The 16045-nt window shown below is 70.9% G+C and carries 14 protein-coding genes; 8 read left to right on the top strand and 6 right to left on the bottom strand.

What is annotated here, in order from left to right:
• The first annotated feature begins 26 nt into the window (after positions 1-26).
• On the top strand, positions 27-326 hold the full coding sequence (locus HNR67_RS39160) for a DUF2218 domain-containing protein (RefSeq protein WP_221490203.1): 300 nt from the start codon (positions 27-29) through the stop codon (positions 324-326).
• Here HNR67_RS39160 and tesB read toward each other — a convergent pair.
• Positions 323-1282, bottom strand: coding sequence for an acyl-CoA thioesterase II (tesB, locus tag HNR67_RS39165; protein ID WP_185008418.1), 960 nt, complete (start codon positions 1280-1282; stop codon positions 323-325). The two genes, HNR67_RS39160 and tesB, sit on opposite strands and share 4 nt — an antisense overlap.
• 42 nt (positions 1283-1324) lie before the next feature.
• The gene (gene pyk / locus HNR67_RS39170; protein ID WP_185008420.1) at positions 1325-2755 is read right to left on the bottom strand and encodes a pyruvate kinase; all 1431 of its coding nucleotides are present in this window, start codon (positions 2753-2755) and stop codon (positions 1325-1327) included.
• A gap of 154 nt (positions 2756-2909) precedes the next feature.
• On the opposite strand from pyk, the gene HNR67_RS39175 reads away from it, so the two are divergent.
• The 7 genes from HNR67_RS39175 (at position 2910) to HNR67_RS39205 (ending at position 7775) form a co-directional block, all read left to right on the top strand.
• Positions 2910-3212 (top strand): VanZ family protein, encoded by a 303-nt coding sequence (locus tag HNR67_RS39175; RefSeq protein WP_246492698.1) that lies wholly within the window; start codon positions 2910-2912, stop codon positions 3210-3212.
• Between the two features lie 63 nt (positions 3213-3275).
• Positions 3276-3578 (top strand): urease subunit gamma, encoded by a 303-nt coding sequence (locus HNR67_RS39180; RefSeq protein ID WP_185008423.1) that lies wholly within the window; start codon positions 3276-3278, stop codon positions 3576-3578.
• Positions 3575-3874 carry an urease subunit beta gene (locus HNR67_RS39185; protein ID WP_185008425.1) on the top strand — a complete coding sequence of 100 codons (300 nt, stop codon included), beginning with the start codon at positions 3575-3577 and terminating at the stop codon, positions 3872-3874. Before HNR67_RS39180 ends, HNR67_RS39185 begins: the two co-directional genes overlap by 4 nt.
• Positions 3871-5592 (top strand): urease subunit alpha, encoded by a 1722-nt coding sequence (locus HNR67_RS39190; protein WP_185008427.1) that lies wholly within the window; start codon positions 3871-3873, stop codon positions 5590-5592. Before HNR67_RS39185 ends, HNR67_RS39190 begins: the two co-directional genes overlap by 4 nt.
• On the top strand, positions 5592-6332 hold the full coding sequence (locus HNR67_RS39195; RefSeq protein WP_185008429.1) for an urease accessory protein UreF: 741 nt from the start codon (positions 5592-5594) through the stop codon (positions 6330-6332). Before HNR67_RS39190 ends, HNR67_RS39195 begins: the two co-directional genes overlap by 1 nt.
• Before the next feature lie 10 nt (positions 6333-6342).
• Positions 6343-7032, top strand: coding sequence for an urease accessory protein UreG (gene ureG / locus HNR67_RS39200; protein ID WP_185008431.1), 690 nt, complete (start codon positions 6343-6345; stop codon positions 7030-7032).
• Positions 7032-7775, top strand: coding sequence for an urease accessory protein UreD (locus HNR67_RS39205; protein ID WP_185008433.1), 744 nt, complete (start codon positions 7032-7034; stop codon positions 7773-7775). The genes ureG and HNR67_RS39205 overlap by 1 nt, the downstream gene beginning before the upstream one ends.
• A gap of 120 nt (positions 7776-7895) precedes the next feature.
• On the opposite strand, the gene HNR67_RS39210 is transcribed toward HNR67_RS39205, so the two are convergent.
• From HNR67_RS39210 to gltB, 4 genes are all read right to left on the bottom strand, one after another.
• On the bottom strand, positions 7896-8540 hold the full coding sequence (locus tag HNR67_RS39210) for a DUF2461 domain-containing protein (RefSeq protein WP_185011637.1): 645 nt from the start codon (positions 8538-8540) through the stop codon (positions 7896-7898).
• Positions 8540-9193 carry a DUF2461 domain-containing protein gene (locus tag HNR67_RS39215; protein ID WP_185008435.1) on the bottom strand — a complete coding sequence of 218 codons (654 nt, stop codon included), beginning with the start codon at positions 9191-9193 and terminating at the stop codon, positions 8540-8542. The genes HNR67_RS39210 and HNR67_RS39215 overlap by 1 nt, the downstream gene beginning before the upstream one ends.
• 667 nt (positions 9194-9860) lie before the next feature.
• Positions 9861-11366, bottom strand: a complete 1506-nt coding sequence (locus HNR67_RS39220) for a glutamate synthase subunit beta (protein WP_185008437.1) — start codon at positions 11364-11366, stop codon at positions 9861-9863.
• The gene (gltB, locus tag HNR67_RS39225; protein ID WP_185008438.1) at positions 11359-15927 is read right to left on the bottom strand and encodes a glutamate synthase large subunit; all 4569 of its coding nucleotides are present in this window, start codon (positions 15925-15927) and stop codon (positions 11359-11361) included. Before gltB ends, HNR67_RS39220 begins: the two co-directional genes overlap by 8 nt.
• Positions 15928-16045: the final 118 nt, after the last annotated feature.

Below are 16045 nucleotides of genomic sequence, written 5' to 3' on the forward strand. Positions count from 1 at the left end.
AACAAGTCTTTAGCTATGCTCAGGACATGACGACCAACCTGATCAGCGCCGAGGCCGCGGTCACCACCGACCGCCCGGGGCGCTACCTCACCCAGCTCTGCAAGCACTTCGCGCACAAGATCGAGTCCGCCGAGTTCACCGAGGAACGCGGCGACCTGAAGTTCTCCGCCGGTAGCTGCGAGCTGACCGCGGAGGACGGCGTGCTGCGCCTGCGCGTGCACGCCGACTCCACGGAGAACCTGGACCGGATGGAACACGTGGTGGCCAGCCACCTGGTGCGTTTCGGCCAGCGGGACGAACTCGTCGTCGACTGGACCCGGCTCTAGAGCGGGGACTCCGTCGCGAGCCGCATCAGGCCCTCCTGCACCACCGTCGCGACCAGCTGGCCGTCGGCCGAGAAGAATCGGCCGGTGGCGAGCCCTCGCCCGCCAGAGGCACTCGGCGACACGCAGTCGTAGAGCAGCCACTCATCCGCGCGGAACGGCCGGTGGAACCACATCGCGTGATCCAGGCTGGCGCCGATCACCCCGTCGGAACCCCAGTTCAGGCCGTGCCTGGCCAGGACGCCGTCCAGCAGGGTCATGTCCGAGCAGTAGGCCAGCAGGCACACGTGCAGCAGGTCGTCGTCGGGCAGCTTGCCGTCGGCACGCATCCAGACCTGGTTGTTGGCCTCCGGGCGCGGACCCGAGTCCTTGGACACCCACGGCGGGTCGGTCACGTAGCGGACGTCGATCGGCCGCGGCATGGTCGCCCACGCCTTGAGCTGCTCGCGGTAGGGCGCGGTGCGCTCGGCATACGTCGGCAGGGTCTCCGGCGCGGCCACCTTCGGCATCTCGTTGGCGTGCTCCAGACCCTCCTCGACCACCTGGAAGGAGGCGGACAGCGAGAAGATCGCCTTGCCGTGCTGGACCGCCACCACGCGGCGGGTGGTGAAGGAACGGCCGTCCCGGATCCGGTCCACCTCGTACACGATCGGGACCCTCGGGTCGCCGCCGCGGATGAAGTAGGCGTGCAGCGAGTGCACCTTGCGCTCCGGCGGCACCGTGCGGCCCGCGGCGACCAGCGCCTGACCGGCGACCTGGCCACCGAACACCCTGGTCGGCGAGACCGAGGGGCTGACCCCGCGGAAGATGTTCTCCTCGATCTTCTCCAGGTCGAGCAGCGCGACCAGGCGGTCGAGGATCGGCTGGCCGTGCGGGACACCGTCCAGGGCCAGGGGCGCGGGATGCGCTCCCTGGACCCCGGACGGGTCAGCGGCTGCGGCGCGGGCTGCCTCAGTCACGTCAGGACACTCCCCAATGGGCGCTAGGCCCAGGCGAGTGACTCAGGCGTGGTCCTCTTCACCCAGGCGGTGTACTCGGATGAGGTTAGTCGAGCCCACGGTCCCGGGCGGGGAACCTGCGACGATGACCACAAGGTCACCCGGCGAGTACCGGCCGATGGACAGCATCGCGTGATCGCACTGCCGGACCATGGCGTCGGTGGAGTCCACCTCGGGCACCAGGAAGGTCTCCACGCCCCAGCTCAGCGACAGCTGGCTGCGCACCTCGGCCTCCGGGGTGAAGGCCAGCAGCGGCAGCGTGGTGTGCAGGCGGGCCAGCCGCCGCACGGTGTCACCGGACTGGGTGAAGGCGACCAGGGCCTTGGCGTTGAGCCGCTCGCCGATGTCGCGGGCGGCGTAGGAGATCACGCCCCGCTTGGTGCGCGGCACGTGGGTCAGCGGCGGGACCGTGTCCGTGGTGGTCTCGGTCTCCACGTAGCGGACGATCCGCGCCATGGTCTCCACGGTCTCGATCGGGTAACGCCCGACGCTGGTCTCACCGGAGAGCATGACCGCGTCGGCGCCGTCGAGCACCGCGTTGGCCACGTCGGAGGCCTCCGCCCTGGTGGGGCGGGAGTTCTGGATCATCGAGTCCAGCATCTGGGTGGCCACGATGACCGGCTTGGCGTTCTCGCGGGCGATCTGCACCGCGCGCTTCTGCACCACCGGCACGTGCTCCAGGGGCAGCTCGACGCCCAGGTCACCGCGGGCGACCATGATGCCGTCGAAGGCCAGCACGACGGCCTCCAGGTTGTCGACCGCCTCCGGCTTCTCCAGCTTGGCGATCACCGGCAGGCGGCCGTTGCCGACCCGGTCCATCACCTGGTGCACCAGGTCGATGTCGGCTGGCGAGCGCACGAAGGACAGCGCGATGAAGTCCACCCGCAGGGCGAGTGCGAACTCCAGGTCCTCGATGTCCTTCTCGCTCAGCGCGGGCACGGACACGTCCATGCCGGGCAGGGAGATGCCCTTGTTGTCGCTGACCGTGCCGCCCTCGGTCACGTCGCAGACCACGTCCTGGCCCTCGACGCCGACCACGACCAGGCCGACCTTGCCGTCGTCGACCAGCATGCGGTCGCCCGGCTTGGCGTCCTCGGCCAGTCCCTTGTAGGTGGTGGACACCCGGTCATGGGTGCCCGAGATGTCCTCGACCGTGATCCGCACCCGGTCGCCGGTGCGCCATTCGACCGGCCCGTTGGCGAAACGCCCGAGCCTGATCTTGGGTCCTTGCAGGTCGGCCATGATGCCGACCGCCTTGCCGGCCTCGTCACTGGCCTGGCGCACGATGTCGTAGATCTGCTTGTGGTCGGCATGGGTGCCGTGACTGAAGTTCAGCCGGGCGACGTCCATGCCAGCGGCAACCAGGTCGCGCACCTTCTCAGGGGTCCCCGTAGCGGGCCCCATCGTACAGACGATCTTCGCTCGTCGGCTCACGGTCTAGCAGCTTAGCCGCCCGGCTGTACCGATCACGGTACCGATACGGGAACTTGTCCACCTTGTTCCGGCAAGATGAAGAACTGTGCGTCAAGCGAACGTTCGGGTGGTCCCTTTTGTCGTCGCCTCGCTACTGAGCGTTGTGGTTTTGTTCATGCCCGCGTCAGGTGTGCCATCGGCGCCGCCCGGCACGGACAAGGTGATCCACTTCAGCCTGTTCGCGCTACTGGCGGTGACTGGCATGATCGCCGGCTTCCGGCTGCCCTTCCTGGTGGCCGGGCTGGTGGTGTGGGCGGGGCTCTCGGAGTTCCTCCAGGCTGTGCTGCCGATCGGCCGGACCGGCGGGCTGCCGGACGCGCTGGCAGACCTGCTCGGGGCCGCGGTCGCGCTGGCGGTGTGGCTGCTGGTGCGGTCCTGGCGGCGGTCACGCGATCGGGGGAATGTTTCCGACGGGTGAACTCCGTCCGTGCCAGCCGCCTGGGCGTTGGAACGGCGACGATCAACGCCTAGGTTCTGAAGGATGCGTCTGTCGCCCCGCGAGCAGGAGAAACTGCTCGTCCACGTGGCCGCCGACCTGGCGGCCCGGCGCCGCGCCCGTGGGCTGCGGCTGAACTACCCCGAGGCGGTCGCCGTGCTCACCTCCTTCGTTTTGGAGGGCGCGCGGGACGGGAACTCGGTTGCCGAGCTGATGGAGTCCGGCCGCGGTGTGCTGAGCCGGGAGGACGTCCTGGAGGGCGTGCCGGAGATGCTGCACTCGGTGCAGGTCGAGGCGACCTTCCCGGACGGGACCAAGCTGGTCACCATCCACGAGCCGATCCCGTGATCCCCGGCGAGATCATCCCGGCGGCAGGCCGGATCGAGCTGAACGCGGGCGCGCCGCGACGGCGGCTGCGGGTGGCCAACACCGGCGACCGGCCGGCCCAGGTCGGTTCGCACTACCACTTCGCCGAGGTCAACCCCGCGCTGGAATTCGACCGCGCGGCCGCCGAGGGGCACCGGCTGGACATCCCGGCCGGCACCTCGATCCGGTTCGAGCCGGGCGTGGTGCGCGAGGTGGACCTGGTGCCCCTGGCCGGCCGGGGTGTGGTGCCGGGACTGAGCCTGCGGAGGCCGGAGTGAGTTCGATGGACCGGGCCGGGTACGCGGCCAGGTACGGCCCGACCACGGGCGACCGGGTGCGGCTGGCCGACACCAACCTGCTGATCGAGGTGACCGAGGACCGCTGCGGCGGACCGGGCCGCGCCGGTGAGGAGGTGGTCTTCGGCGGCGGCAAGGTGATCCGGGAGTCGATGGGCCAGTCCGCGGCCACCAGGGCCGAGGGCGCGCCCGACCTGGTGATCACCGGCGCGGTGGTGCTGGACCACTGGGGCATCATTAAGGCCGATGTGGGCGTGCGGGACGGGCGGATCGTCGCACTGGGCAAGGCGGGCAACCCGGACACCATGGACGGGGTGCACCCGCAACTGGTGATCGGCCCGTCCACCGAGGTGCTGGCGGGCAACGGGATGATCCTGACCGCGGGCGCGGTGGACGCGCATGTACACCTGATCTGCCCGCAGCAGCTGCCCGAGGCGCTGGCCGCCGGGATCACCACGGTGGTCGGCGGCGGCACCGGCCCGGCCGACGGCACCAGGGCCACCACGGTCACGCCCGGGTCCTGGCACCTGGAGCGGATGCTGGTCGCGCTGGACGGCTATCCGGTCAACGTGGCCTTGCTGGGCAAGGGGAACACCGTTCGCGAGGAAGCGCTGTGGGAACAGCTGCGGGCCGGGGCGAGCGGGTTCAAGCTGCACGAGGACTGGGGCACCACGCCTGCCGCGATCGACGCCTGTCTGCGGGTCGCGGACGCCTCCGGGGTGCAGGTGGCCATCCACACCGACACGTTGAACGAGGCCGGGTTCCTGGAGTCCACAGTGGACGCCATCGCGGGCCGGTCGATCCACGCCTATCACACCGAGGGCGCGGGCGGCGGGCACGCGCCGGACGTGATCAAGATGGCCGGGGAGTCCTTCGTGCTGCCCTCCTCGACCAACCCGACCCGGCCGTTCACGGTGAACACCCTGGACGAGCACCTGGACATGCTGATGGTGTGCCACCACCTGGACCCGACGCTGCCGGAGGACCTGGCCTTCGCCGAGTCCCGGATGCGCCCGAGCACCATGGCCGCCGAGGACGTGCTGCACGACCTGGGCGCCATCTCCATCATCAGCTCGGACTCACAGGCCATGGGCCGGATCGGCGAGACCATCGTGCGCACCTGGCAGACCGCGCACGTCAACAAGCTGCGCAGGGGCGCGCTGCCCGGCGACGGCGGCGCGGACAACCTGCGCGCGCGACGGTATGTCGCCAAGTACACGATCTGCCCGGCGGTGGCACACGGCCTGGACGACGAGGTCGGCTCGGTGGAACCGGGCAAGCTGGCGGACCTGGTGCTGTGGGAGCCCGCGTTCTTCGGCGTGCGACCGCACGTGGTGGTCAAGGGCGGGCTGATCTCCTGGGCCGCGATGGGTGACCCCGGCGCGTCCATCCCGACCCCGCAACCGGTGTTCGCCCGGCCGATGTGGGGCGCGGAACCCGTTGTGGCAGCCCATTCCTCGGTGCACTTCGTGGCCCCGGCCGCGCTGGAGGACGGCCTCGCGGAGCGACTGGACGTGCGGCGGAGACTGGTGCCGGTGGCGAACACGCGTTCGCGCGGCAAGGCGGACCTGCCGAACAACACCGCGCTGCCCCGGATCGAGGTGGATCCGGACACCTTCACCGTGCGCATCGACGGCGATGTCGTCGAGCCACGACCGGCCGAATCGCTGCCGATGGCGCAGCGGTACTTCCTGTTCTGATGGTCGCGGCGGGACTGCTGCTGCTCGCGGACGCCCGGCTGCCCGCGGGCGGCCACGTGCACTCGGGCAGTGTGGAGGCGGCGGTGCGGGCCGGGGCGGTGACGGATGTGGCTTCGCTGCACGGGTTCCTGCGCGGGCGGCTGGTGTCGGCGGGGCTGGTGACGGCGGCGTTCGCGGCGGCGGCTACCCGGCTGGCCGGGTCACTGGATGGTGGGGACGCGGCTTGCTGGGCGGAGCTGGACGCGGAGCTGGACGCGCGGACTCCGGCGGCTGGGCAGCGGATTGCTTCGCGGCAGCAGGGGCGGGGGTTGTTGCGCGCTTTGCCCCGGCGGGCGGCGGACTTCGGGGCGCGGCCTGACGCGGCGGCCGGGCTCGGCGGGGCGGAGGTCGACGCGGCCGCGGTGCTGGCTGCGTTGCGGGCCGGATGTCCGGCCGGAGCCCATCATCCGCTCGCTTTCGGCGCGGGCGCGGCGATCCTGGGCGCGAGTGCCGAGGACGCCGCCGTGGCCATCGCGCTGGCCGCGGTGACCGGACCGGCCTCGGCCGCGATCCGGCTGCTCGCCTTCGACCCGTTCGCGGTCCAGTCCGTGCTCAACTCCCTTTCCTCCACAGTGGACAGTGTCGCGGCCACCGCCGCCATTCCGCTGCCCTGGAGCGAACTCCCGGACGAGGGCGCGCCCGCACTGGACGTCCTCGCCGACACCCACCCCACGCTCACCGACACGCTTTTCGTGTCCTGAAAGGAGATCCATGGGCGCCTACCACGGCGACGGCCCGCACGACGACGGCCCCGACCCGCACGCGCACCTGCACCGGCTGGGTGCGAGTCCGCGGATCGGCATCGGCGGTCCGGTCGGCTCCGGCAAGACCGCGCTGGTGGCCGCGCTCTGCCGGACCCTGCGCACCGAGTTGCGGCTGGGCGTGGTGACCAACGACATCTACACCACCGAGGACGCGGAGTTCCTGCGCCGCAACGCGATCCTGCCCGACGACCGGATCAGCGCGGTCAAGACCGGCTGCTGTCCGCACACCGCGATCCGGGACGACATCACCGCGAACCTGGACGCCATCGAGGACCTGGAGGCCCGGCACGGGGCCTTCGACCTGGTGCTGGTGGAAAGCGGCGGGGACAACCTGACCGCGACCTTCAGCAAGGGCCTGGTGGACCGGCAGATCTTCGTGGTGGACGTGGCCGGCGGCGACAAGGTCCCGCGCAAGGGCGGGCCAGGGGTGACCCTGGCCGACCTGCTGGTGATCAACAAGACCGACCTGGCCCCGCTGGTCGGCGCGGACCTGGACGTGATGGCCAGGGACGCGGCGGCGATCCGGGGCGAGCTGCCGGTGCTGTTCAGCTCGCTGACCGCGGACCCGGCGGCCAGTGGCGTGACGGCCTGGGTGCGCGAGATGCTGGCCGAGCTGACACCCGCGCACCAGCACTGATGCGTGCGGACGCGGCACTGACCGTGCTGGCCACCCCGGACGGCCGGTCGGTGCTGTCGGTGCAGCGCTCCCGCCCCCCGCTGACCCTGCGCCGCACCCGCGCGGCCGGACCGGGTGCGCGGGTCTGCCTGGTCGGCTCGGCCGGCGGCCCGCTCGGCGGCGACGAGCTGAGCCTGGCACTGGAGGTCGGGCCGGGGGCGGCCCTGCACCTGCGCTCGACCAGCGCGCAACTCGTGCAGCCGGACCTGGACGGGCGGGCGGCGAGCGTGCGGATGTCCGCCACGGTCGGCGCGGGCGCGACGCTGGAAGTCGGGCTGGAGCCGACGGTGCTGGCCGCCGGGTGCCTGCTGCACGCGAGCACCGAGGTCGAACTGGCCGCGGACGCGACGCTGTGCTGGCGGGAGACCACGGTGCTGGGCAGGCACGCGGAACCGGCAGGCCGGGCGGTGCAGCGCTGGCGGGTGCGCCGGGCCGGGCGGCCGCTGCTGCGCACCACGACCACGCTGCTGGACCCGGCCGGCTACCGCTCCCCCGCCCTGCTCGGCCAGGCCAGGGTGCTGACCACGGTGCTGGTGGCCGCGCCGGGGCTGGCGCCGCCGGAGCGGGTGTTGTCCGGTGGGCGGGGCGCGGTGCACGTGCTGCCGGAGGCGGCGCTGGTCAGCGTGCTGGCCGCGGACACGGTGGCGGCGGCGGCCGGGCTGGCCGAGTTGACCGAGGGCTGGCTGGACAAGCTGTCCGGGTGAGGCGGGGGTTGTCCGGTGGTTGGTTTGTCCGGCGATCGGTCCCGGCGCCGGACAACGCGTTCGACGTAGAACAGTGGTGCCGCCCGGGGTTGTCCGGCGGGTGGCGGCTCGCCGGCCGCGTCAGCCGCTGGGGGGACCGACGTGGTCGGCGAGCCAGGCGGTCAGCGGGGCCAGCGCCCGCCAGTGCTTGCGCACCCGGGTCAGGCATTCCCGTTCGTGCAGGTAGTCGCCGGGTTCCCAGGCCCGGCTCGCGTGCAGCGAGCGGTGCCGCAGCAGGTCGAGCCGGGGGTGGTCGGCCTCGACACCACGCGGGCGGGTCTTCATGACATCGCCCTGCACCGACCAGCCCGCCTTGGTGAGCTTGGCCAGGACCTTGACCAGTTCGCCGCCGCGCCGGTCCTCGGCCACCGCGGTGCGGTAGCGGGCCACCTGGTCGGTCGCCAGCCGGTAGCAGCCACCGGCGAGCATCAGCCCGTTCGCGGAGATCTGCACGTAGTAGGTGGACTCCCCCAGCTCACCCCCGGCCAGCGCGCCAGCCGCGGTCTTGTAGGGCGACTTGTCGTGGCTGAACCGGACATCCCGGTACGGCCGGAACAACTTGCCCGCGCCGAACTCCTCTTCCAGCTCGGCCAGCATCGCGAGCATCGGCGCCCGGACATCCTGGTCGTAGGTGTCCTTGTGATCGGTCCAGTAGGCCTTGGAGTTGTCAGCCTCCAGACCGTCGTAGAAGTCAACGGCGTGCTCGCCGAACCCGGTGAATCCCATCATCGCCGCCACTGGTCGCTGAGGCCGACATGGTCGGCACACCATTCGTTGATCGCGTTCAGTTCCCGCCAGCCCAGCCGGACGCGTTCCAGGCATTCCGGGCCGTGCAGGTCGTCGTCAGGGGGCCAGCGCCGGGCGACGTAGATGGAGCGGTGCCGCAGGAGGTCCAGGCGCGGGTGCTCGGGGTCGGCGCCACGGGGTTTGGTCTTCATGACGTCGCCACACACCTCCCAGCCCTTCTTGACCAACTTGGCCAGGATGACCCGGAACTGCTCCCCGCGCCGCTCGTCGTCCACGGCGGTGCGATAGCGGGCGAGCTGGTCCGGGGCCATCGCGAAGGACCCGCCGCCGATCATGAGCCCCTCGGCGCCGACCTCCACATACCAGGCCCCGCCGCCACGCCCCTGCTCGACGACGCCGCCGCAGTGGTCCTTGTAGGGGCGTTTGTCCTTGCTGAAGCGGACGTCGCGGTAGGGGCGGAACACCTTGCCCGCGCCGAACTCGGGTTCGAGTTCGGTGAGCAGGCGTTCCATGGGGGCGCGGATGTCGCGGTCGTAGACGGGCTTGTTGTCGGTCCAGTAGGACTTGGAGTTGTCGGCCACCAGCCCGTCGAAGAAGTCGACCGCGTACTCCCCGAACCCCGAGAACTCCATGCGGCGCAGCCTACGACCGCCCCCCGACACTCCCCGATCCGGCTAACCAGGGTTCACAAACCCGGACGGGGCGGGGGTTGGGGTTGGGGGTGAAAACCCCACGACGAGGGTTCTCGTGTGTTCTCCGTACGGCCTGGAGCTTGCTGACCGCGCCTCGCCGAGTGGCCCCTGCTCTTGATCTAAAACCCAAAGTCAAGATCAAGGGCGTCCTCGCCGGACGGGCAGAAATCAAAGGATGGGGGGGAAAGTCAAGAGCAGAGAACAGTGCTCGTACGGTTCCCCCATCCCCGTCAGCCCTCCGATACCAAACCACATCCCGGGCAAGCGGCCCGTTGCGGTTGAGAGGCTAGGGCGGCGGCAGGTTGCAGGCCGCTTGCCCGGGATGCGGTGTGTCCTCTCCAGGCTGACGGGGATGGGGGAACCGCTCGGGGAGTGTTGAAAAGCCACCCCGGCCGCCTGTTCGGGCTTCGCCCGCACGCAATCGCCCAAGGCGTACAAGAACGGCCAACACTGGGTACGACAACGGCCAACACGCGCGGAGGGGGTTCGAACTCGAACCCCTCGCCGGCGTGTTGGCCGTTGTCGTACGGTGTGTTGGCCGTTATGGGACGGCACGTTGGCCGTTCTGGTACGCCGTGTTGGCTGTTGTTGTGCGGGGGGTTGGGTGTTAGCGGACTGCCAGGGGGACCAGGTTGGGGCGGACTGGGCTGGGGAGGGTGCTGGCGCCGGTTAGGTAGGTGTCTACGGCGTGGGCGGCTGAGCGGCCTTCGGCGATTGCCCAGACGACCAGGGAGGCTCCTCGGTGGGCGTCGCCGCAGACGAAGACGCCGGGGGCGTCTGTTTGCCAGTCGGAGCCGCAGGAGATGGAGCCTCGTTTGTTCAGGTCGATGCCCAGTTCCGGGAGCAGGGGCATGTGTTCCACACCCTCGAAGCCGATGGCGAGCAGGGCCAGGTCGCAGGGGAGTTCTTCTACCTCGTCGGAGACGGGGATCACCGCGCGGCGGCCGTCGGCGTCCTTTTCCACCCGGACCTTGCGCAGGCGCACCGCGCGGACCTGGCCTTCGCCGTTGTCGACGAATTCCTCGACGGCTACCGCGAACTTGCGTTCGCCGCCCTCGTCGTGGGCTGGGTAGGTGTGCAGGACCACGGGCCAGACCGGCCACGGCGAGCGTTCCTCGTCGCGGGCGGTGGGGGGCATGGGGTACTGGTCGAGTTGCAGTACGCCCGCGGCGCCCTGGCGGTGTGCGGTGCCGAGGCAGTCGGCCGCGGTGTCGCCGCCGCCGATGATGACCACGTGCTTGCCCGCGGCGTCGATGTGGGTGGGGCCGTCGCCTTCGCAGAACTTGTTGGCGGGCACCAGGTGTTCCATCGCCAGGTGGACGCCTGCCAGGTTGCGGCCGGGGATGTCCGGGGCGTCCCGGCCGCGCAGGGCGCCGACCGCGAGCACCACGGCGTCGAAGTCGGCGCGCAGCTGTTCGACGGTCAGGTCGACGCCGACCTCGCAGTTGGTGATGAACTTGGTGCCCTCGGCGCGCAGCTGGGACAGCCTGCGGTCCAGGATCCGCTTCTCCATCTTGAACTCGGGGATGCCGTAGCGGAGCAGGCCGCCGAGGCGGTCGTCGCGCTCGTACACGGTGACCTCGTGGCCGGCCCTGGTCAGTTGCTGGGCGGCGGCCAGGCCGGCGGGGCCGGAGCCGACCACGGCGACCTTCTTGCCGGAGTGCACCGACGGCGGGTTCGGGCCCACCGTGCCCATCTCCCACACCTGGTCCGCGATGGCCTGCTCAACCCGCTTGATCGCCACCGCGCCGCCGGAGAGCGGCGAGATCGCGAGCACGCAGGCGGACTCACACGGTGCGGGGCAGAGCCTGCCGGTGAACTCGGGGAAGTTGTTGGTGCCGTGCAACCGGTCCCCGGCGTGCGCCCAGTCACCGCGGCGGACCAGGTCGTTCCACTCCGGGATCAGGTTGCCCAGCGGGCAACCGGCGGAACCGCTGTGGCAGAAGGGGATCCCGCAGTCCATGCAGCGGGTCGCCTGGGTGCGCACCTGGTCCTCGCGGACCTTCGGCTCCACCTCGGCGTACACCTCGTGCCAGTCCGCGACCCGGTCGCCCGCGGGGCGCTTGGCCGGTTCGGTGCGGGCGTGCTTCAGGAATCCGTTCGGGTCAGCCACGGGAAGCCTCCATGATCGCCTCGTCCACATCGCGACCCTCGGCGCGCGCGATCCGCACCGCTTCGAGAACCCGCTGGTAGTCGCTGGGCATGACCTTGGTGAACGCCGCCGAGCGGCGCGGCCAGTCCCCGAGCAGCGACGCCGCCACCGTGGATCCGGTGAGCTGGTGGTGCTTCGCGACGGTCTCCCGCAGCCAGCGGAGGTCATCCGCGTTGGGCCGCTGGAGTTCCACCATCGCGGTGTTGACCTTCACCGGATCCAGGTCCAGCACGAAGGCGATGCCACCGGACATGCCGGCGGCCACGTTGCGGCCGGTCGGCCCGAGCACCACGGCCCGGCCGCCGGTCATGTACTCGAAGGCGTGGTCGCCAGCGCCCTCGGCCACCGCGGTGGCCCCGGAGTTGCGCACGCAGAAGCGTTCGCCCACCTGGCCGCGCAGGAAGATCTCGCCGCCGGTGGCGCCGTAGCCGATCACGTTGCCCGCGATCACCTGCAGCTCGGCCCGGAACGGCGCGTCGTCGTGCGGGCGCACGATGATCCGGCCGCCGGAGAGGCCCTTGCCAACGTAGTCGTTGGTGTCGCCGACCATCTCGATGGTGACACCGGCGGGCAGGAACGCGCCGAGGGACTGGCCGGCGGAGCCGTTCAGTCTGATGTGGATGGTCCCGTCCGGCAGGCCGGAACCGCCGAAGCGGCGGGTGACCTCGGAGCCGAGCAGGGTGCCAACGGTGCGGTTGACGTTGCGCACCGGCAGTTCCAGCCGCACCGGGTGCGCGTCCTCCAGCGCCGCCTCGGCGAGCTGGATCAGGGTGCGGTCCAGCGCCTTGTCCAGGCCGTGGTCCTGGTCGCGGACCCGGCGCTTGGCGCTGCCCTGCGGGCCCTCGACGACCTCGAAGATCGGCGACAGGTCCAGACCGGCGGCCTTCCAGTGGTCGATGGCCTGGTCCCTGCCGAGCAGCTCGGCGTGCCCGATGGCCTCGTCCAGGTTGCGGAAGCCAAGGGCGGCAAGGTATTCGCGGACCTCTTCGGCGACGAAGTAGAAGAAGTTCTCCACGAACTCGGCCTTGCCGGTGTACCGCTTGCGCAGCTCCGGGTTCTGCGTGGCCACGCCCACCGGACAGGTGTCCAGGTGGCAGACCCGCATCATCACGCAACCGGCCACGATCAGCGGCGCGGTGGCGAAACCGAACTCCTCCGCGCCGAGCAGCGCGGCGACCAGCACGTCCCGCCCGGTCTTCATCGCGCCGTCCACCTGCAGGGTGATCCGGTCGCGCAAACCGTTGAGCACCAACGTCTGCTGCGCCTCGGCCAGCCCGATCTCCCAGGGCGTGCCGCAGTGCTTGAGCGAGGTGAGTGGGGAGGCGCCGGTGCCGCCGTCGTGGCCGGAGACCAGGATGACGTCCGCGTGCGCCTTGGCCACGCCAGCGGCCACGGTGCCGATGCCGACCTCGCTGACCAGCTTGACGTGCACCCGCGCCTGCTCGTTGGCGTTCTTCAGGTCGTGGATGAGCTGGGCCAGGTCCTCGATCGAGTAGATGTCGTGGTGCGGCGGCGGCGAGATCAGCGAGACGCCCGGCGTGGAGTGCCGGGTGCGCGCGATCCACGGGTACACCTTGTACCCGGGCAGCTGACCGCCCTCACCGGGCTTGGCGCCCTGGGCCATCTTGATCTGGATGTCGGTGCTGTTGACCAGATACTCACTGGTGACACCGAACCGGCCGCTGGCGACCTGCTTGACCGCGGAGCGCCGCGTCAGGTCGTAGAGGCGCTCGGGGTCCTCGCCGCCCTCACCGCTGTTGGAGCGGCCACCGAGCCGGTTCATCGCCACCGCGAGGGTCTCGTGCGCCTCGGCCGAGATCGAGCCGTAGGACATCGCGCCGGTGTTGAACCGCTTGACGATCGCGCTGGCCGGCTCGACCTCCTCGATCGGCACCGGCTTGCGGCCGGAGTCCTGGAGATCGAACAGCCCGCGCAGCGCGCCGCCCTCCTTGGCCAGGCGGTCGCATTCGGCGGTATAGCGGCGATACACGTCGTACTGCCGGGTCTTGGTGGCGTGCTGGAGCAGGAACACCGTCTCCGGGTTGAACAGGTGCAGCTCGCCCTCGCGGCGGTAGAAGTACTCGCCGCCCACCGGCAGGCCGCGGTGCGCGCGGTCGGTCGGGTTGTCCGGGTAGGCCAGCCGATGTCGTTGCGCCACTTCGGTGGCGAGCACGTCCAGGCCGACGCCGCCGAGCTTGGAGGCGGTGCCCACGAAGTACTCGGCGACCACGTCGGTGGCCAGGCCGACCGCCTCGAAGACCTGCGCGGCGGTGTAGGCGCCCACGGTGGAGATGCCCATCTTGGACATCACCTTGAGCACGCCCTTGACCAGCGCGCTCACGTAGTTGCGCACCGCCTTGCGACCCTCGATGCCGGTCACCGCACCGCGGTTGACCATGTCCTCGATGGTCTCGAAGGCCAGGTACGGGTTGACCGCGGCCGCGCCGTAACCCAGCAGCAGCGCGATGTGGTGCACCTCGCGGGCGTCGCCGGACTCGACCACCAGCGCCACCCGCAGCCGCTCCTTGGTGCGCACCAGGTGGTGGTGCACCGCGGAGACCAGCAGCAGGGACGGGATCGGGGCCAGCCGGTGGTCGGAGTCCCGGTCGGAGAGCACCAGGATGCGCGCGCCGTTGGCGATGGCCTCCGACGCCTCCCGGCGGACCCGCTCGATCGCGGCGGCCAGCGCGTCCGCGCCACCGTCCACTTCGTACAGTCCACTAAGGACAGCGCAGGCGAAGCCGGGCAGGTCGCCGTCATCGTTGACGTGGATGAGCTTGGCCAGCTCGTCGTTGTCGATGACCGGGTACGGCAGCTGGATGTGCCTGCACGAGGAGGGGCCGGGGTCGAGCAGGTTGCGCTCGGGGCCCATCACCCTGGCGACCGAGGTGACGATCTCCTCCCGGATGGCGTCCAGCGGCGGGTTGGTGACCTGCGCGAAGTGCTGGGCGAAGTAGTCGTACAGCATCCGGGAGCGCTGCGACATCGCGGCGATCGGGGTGTCCGATCCCATGGAGCCCAACGGTTCCAGCCCGCTGACCGCCATCGGGGTGAGCAGCACGCGCAGCTCTTCCTCGGTGTAGCCGAAGGTGAGCTGGCGGCGCACCACGGACTCGTGGCTCTGCACCACGTGCTCGCGGTCGGGCAGGTCGGCCAGGTTGAGCAGACCGGCGTGCAGCCATTCGTCGTACGGCAGCCCGGCGGCGAGTTCGGACTTGACCTCGTTGTCGTCCACGATCCGCCCGGCGACGGTGTCCACCAGGAACATCCGGCCGGGCCGCAGGCGGCCCTTGGCCACCACCTGGTCGGCTGGCACGTCGAGCACGCCGGTCTCCGAGGCCAGCACCACGCGGCCGTCGGCGGTCTGCCACCAGCGGGCCGGGCGCAGGCCGTTGCGGTCGAGCACCGCGCCGACCAGGGTGCCGTCGGTGAAGGTGACGCAGGCCGGGCCGTCCCACGGTTCCATCAGGCTGGCGTGGAACTGGTAGAAGGAGCGGCGGGCCGGGTCCATGGTGGCGTGGTTCTCCCACGCCTCGGGGACCATCATCAGCACCGCGTGCGGCAGGGTGCGGCCGCCGAGGTGCAGCAGTTCCAGGACCTCGTCGAAGGAGGCGGAGTCCGAGCCGTCGCCCGCGCAGATCGGGTAGAGCCTGCTCAGGTCACCGGGGATGAGGTCGCTTTCCAGCAGGGCCTCGCGGGCGCGCATGCGGTTGCGGTTGCCGCGGATGGTGTTGATCTCACCGTTGTGCGCGACGAACCGGAACGGGTGCGCCAGCGGCCACGAGGGGAAGGTGTTGGTGGAGAACCTGCTGTGCACCAACGCGATCGCACTGGCCAGCCGGGTGTCGGTCAGATCGAGGAAGAACGCGGGGAGCTGCGCGGTGGTGAGCATTCCCTTGTACACCAGCGTGCGGGCGGACAGCGACGGGAAGTACACACCGCAGCCCTCCTGCTCGCTCTCGTGCTCGGCGCGCTTGCGCAGCGCGAAGGCGAGGCGGTCCAGCTCGACGCCGGCCCGACATCGCCCGTCGGCGCCCGGTTCGGCCGCGGTCACCAGCAGCATCGAGAAGTGCGGCATCACCGACAGCGCGGTCGGTCCGACACCGGCCGCCTCCGGGCTGACCGGCACCTCGCGCCAGCCGAGCACCCGCAGGCCCTCCTCGGCCGCGATCCGCTCGATCAGCGCGACCGCCTTGACCCGCAGATCGTCCTCGGCGGGCAGGAACGCGATGCCCGCGGCGTAGGTGTGATCGCCGGAGGGAGCGGGTTCCGGCAGGTCCGCGCACTCGGCGCGCAGCAGCTCATCGGGCAGCTGCAACAGAATGCCTGCCCCGTCCCCGCTCGTGGGCTCGGCGCCCGCCGCGCCGCGGTGTTCGAGATTCGCCAGCGCCGTGAGGGCGTCGATCACGATCCCGTGCGAACGGCGGCCCTGGATATCGGCGACCATGGCGACACCGCAGGCGTCTCGTTCGTCGGCCGGGTCGTACAAGCCCTGCTTGGCGGGGATGGCGGAGAAGATCACGCTGAAGACCTCCCTCGTCGTGTTCCGTGCTCAGGTGGTGGAATGCTGGGCACGGGACGACGGTGGCCCGCGAGGTCACACCGGCGTACGCGCCGGTAGCGACAGGTAATCCGGACTG

This window comes from Crossiella cryophila (genome assembly GCF_014204915.1).
Classification (GTDB): Bacteria; Actinomycetota; Actinomycetes; order Mycobacteriales; family Pseudonocardiaceae; genus Crossiella; species Crossiella cryophila.

What these genes read in the sequence shown, in the direction of transcription:
- HNR67_RS39180 (WP_185008423.1), top strand. Translation starts at nt 3,276, where the DNA reads ATGCGTCTGTCGCCCCGCGAGCAGGAGAAACTGCTCGTCCACGTGGCC.
- HNR67_RS39195 (WP_185008429.1), top strand. Translation starts at nt 5,592, where the DNA reads ATGGTCGCGGCGGGACTGCTGCTGCTCGCGGACGCCCGGCTGCCCGCG.
- HNR67_RS39215 (WP_185008435.1), bottom strand. Translation starts at nt 9,193, where the DNA reads ATGGAGTTCTCGGGGTTCGGGGAGTACGCGGTCGACTTCTTCGACGGG.
- HNR67_RS39210 (WP_185011637.1), bottom strand. Translation starts at nt 8,540, where the DNA reads ATGGGATTCACCGGGTTCGGCGAGCACGCCGTTGACTTCTACGACGGT.
- HNR67_RS39205 (WP_185008433.1), top strand. Translation starts at nt 7,032, where the DNA reads ATGCGTGCGGACGCGGCACTGACCGTGCTGGCCACCCCGGACGGCCGG.
- HNR67_RS39160 (WP_221490203.1), top strand. Translation starts at nt 27, where the DNA reads ATGACGACCAACCTGATCAGCGCCGAGGCCGCGGTCACCACCGACCGC.
- HNR67_RS39175 (WP_246492698.1), top strand. Translation starts at nt 2,910, where the DNA reads ATGCCCGCGTCAGGTGTGCCATCGGCGCCGCCCGGCACGGACAAGGTG.
- ureG (WP_185008431.1), top strand. Translation starts at nt 6,343, where the DNA reads ATGGGCGCCTACCACGGCGACGGCCCGCACGACGACGGCCCCGACCCG.